The sequence below is a fragment of the Pseudomonas sp. GW821-FHT02A11 genome (genome assembly GCF_059421985.1).
In genome coordinates this window covers 1-2,701 of the sequence record NZ_JBWKWB010000055.1, presented here as the reverse complement: position 1 = coordinate 2,701, position 2,701 = coordinate 1, and the positions used below count along the sequence as shown (strand labels likewise).

Genomic DNA, 2,701 nt, shown 5'->3' with positions numbered 1-2,701 from the left:
AGCGGTAGTTCAGTCGGTTAGAATACCGGCCTGTCACGCCGGGGGTCGCGGGTTCGAGTCCCGTCCGCTGCGCCATACATAGCTTCAAGGCCCTTGAACTCCTTGAAGCGACAAAGAGAGCGACCTAAGGGTCGCTTTTTTTGTGCCTGCGATTTGGTCAACGATCAGGTCCCGCCGATGCAATGCTGCACGGCGGGGCGATAAATGCCATGATTGGCGGCTTGTTTGAAGCAGCGCTGATTTCGACTTTGGAGAGCTGGACCATGGGCATGAACCAAACCATCACTGTGATCCCACCGGGTGTACCGTTGACGGGGCATGTCGCGCCACCTGGCTCCAAATCGATCACCAACCGCGCGTTGCTGCTGGCAGCGCTGGCCAAGGGCACCAGCCACCTGCGCGGCGCGCTGAAAAGCGACGACACCCGCCACATGTCCAATGCCCTGCGGCAGATGGGTGTGACCATCGACGAGCCGGACGACACCAGTTTCGTGGTCACCAGCACAGGCGTCTTGCAAATTCCTGAAGGGCCGTTGTTCCTGGGCAATGCCGGCACGGCGGTGCGCTTTCTGACCGCTGCGGTGTGCACCGTCAACGGCACTGTTACGCTGGATGGCGACCATTACATGCAGAAGCGCCCAATCGGCCCGCTGCTGGAATCCCTGCGCAAGGGCGGCCTGAGCGCCGAGAGCGCTACTGGATGCCCGCCTGTGGTCATTCATGGCAGCGGCGCGATCAAGGCCACGCGCTTTGAGATCGACGGCGGCCTGTCGAGCCAGTACGTTTCAGCCTTGCTGATGGTTGCAGCCTGTGGCGCCGCGCCGATCGAAGTGGCCCTCACCGGCAAGGAAATCGGCGCCCGCGGTTACATCGACCTGACCATCGCCTGCATGCGCGCCTTCGGTGCCGAGGTCGAAGTTGTCGATGACGCGCTGTGGCGTGTGTCGCCGACCGGTTACACCGCCTGCGACTACCAGATCGAACCCGATGCCTCCGCCGCGACCTACCTGTGGGCTGCCGAAGCGCTGACCGCCGGCAAGATCGACCTGGGCGTGGCCGCCGAAGCCTTCACCCAGCCTGACGCCAAGGCCATGGAAATGATCGCGCAGTTCCCTCGCATGCCGGCAGTGATCAACGGCTCGCAGATGCAGGACGCGATTCCGACGCTGGCCGTGCTCGCGGCTTTCAACGAAACACCCGTGCGCTTTGTCGATCTGGCCAACTTGCGGGTCAAGGAATGTGACCGCGTTCAGGCGCTGCACGATGGCCTGAATCAGGTGCGTGCGGGCCTGGCGACCGTCGAGGGCGATGATCTGCTGGTCGCGGCCGATCCTGGCCTGGCGGGCACCAGCAGCACCGGATTGATCAACACTCATTCCGACCACCGGATTGCAATGTGTTTCGCTTTGGCGGGTCTGAAGGTGTCCGGCGTGCGTATTCAGGATCCTGAATGTGTGGCCAAGACCTATCCGGGTTACTGGCGCGCACTGGAGTTTCTGGGCGTGCGAACCGAGCGCGGCGAGGTCTGATGCCCTGCGCGCAGGGCTGTTAAACCTCGATGCATCCACAGGGTTGCACACTGCGCGTTGATCCAGATCGATCCTTGTTGCAGACTTACCGGCGATTTCTCCGGTCCACTGTTCTGTCGACCTTTTCCCCGGGATGTTTGATGTCTAAATTACTGAGCTTTCGTACCGCATGCTGGGCGCTCGTCCTGCTGGCCGCCGCAGGCTGTTCGTCGAAGAAGCAGACGGTCTACGAACATGAAAACTTTGACGATGCCGGGACGTTCTCTCGCAACTACCCCGTTTCCGATGCCGCGACCTGCGAAGCGGGCCGCCGTGCGCTGCTGAGCCAGGGCTACATCATTACCAGCAGCGATCCGAAAATGATTGCCGGTCACAAGAGCTTTCAGCAGACCGGCGAAACCCACATGGAGATCAGCTTCAACGTGGTCTGCGCCGCCGATGGTGGTGCCGATGGCAAGGCGACGATGTTCGCCAACGCCCTGCAGGACCGCTATGCGTTGAAGAAGGTGAACAACTCGGCGAGTCTGGGTGTTGGCGTGCTGGGTTCGGTGTCGATGCCGATCGGTTCGACCGATGACTCGATGGTGAAGGTGGCCAGCGAGACGGTAGCGTCGCCCAAGTTTTACGATCGTTTCTTTGCGCTGGTGGAAAACTTCCTTCCGCCTGAGGTGAAGAAAGCCGCCCACATCGAAGAAAAACCCAAGACCGATCTGGGCATGCCTGAGCCGACGGCCAAGGCGGCTGCGCAAGCCGAGCAGAAACCGGCTGAAACGCCTGCCCCAGCCCCGGCCGCCCTGGCGACACCGGCAACCCCGCAAGGCAACACGGCCGATCAGGGCAGCGAGCCCATGCCTGCGCCAGCAGAGCCTGAGCCGTTGAAGGCGGAAACCGCAGCACCTGTCGCAGAGACGCCAGCGCCAGCCGCTGCGCCGGCCGCCGAACCTGCGCCAGAGGCCCCTGCGGCGCAGTAACGAAAGCTGCGGTTGCTGCATGGAACCTGTGGGAGCGAATTCATTTGCGAAAAATCGTATATCCGACGCCAATGTGTCGGATATACCGGCCGATCGCGAATGAATCCGCTCCCACAGAGGACGTTCGGCGTTAACCGAGGAACAACCGATACGCCGGGTTATTCGTCTCATCCCAATACGGGTAGCCAATCTCCGCCAGCG

2 protein-coding genes are annotated in these 2,701 nt (G+C 61.8%); both read left to right on the top strand.

Annotation, left to right across the window (positions count from 1 at the left end):
• Positions 1-263: 263 nt before the first annotated feature.
• Positions 264-1,529, top strand: coding sequence for a 3-phosphoshikimate 1-carboxyvinyltransferase (gene aroA / locus AC07V9_RS29585; protein WP_495019164.1), 1,266 nt, complete (start codon positions 264-266; stop codon positions 1,527-1,529).
• A 140-nt stretch (positions 1,530-1,669) separates the two neighbouring features.
• Positions 1,670-2,500, top strand: a complete 831-nt coding sequence (locus AC07V9_RS29580; protein ID WP_495019163.1) for a DUF2242 domain-containing protein — start codon at positions 1,670-1,672, stop codon at positions 2,498-2,500.
• Positions 2,501-2,701 lie beyond the last annotated feature (201 nt).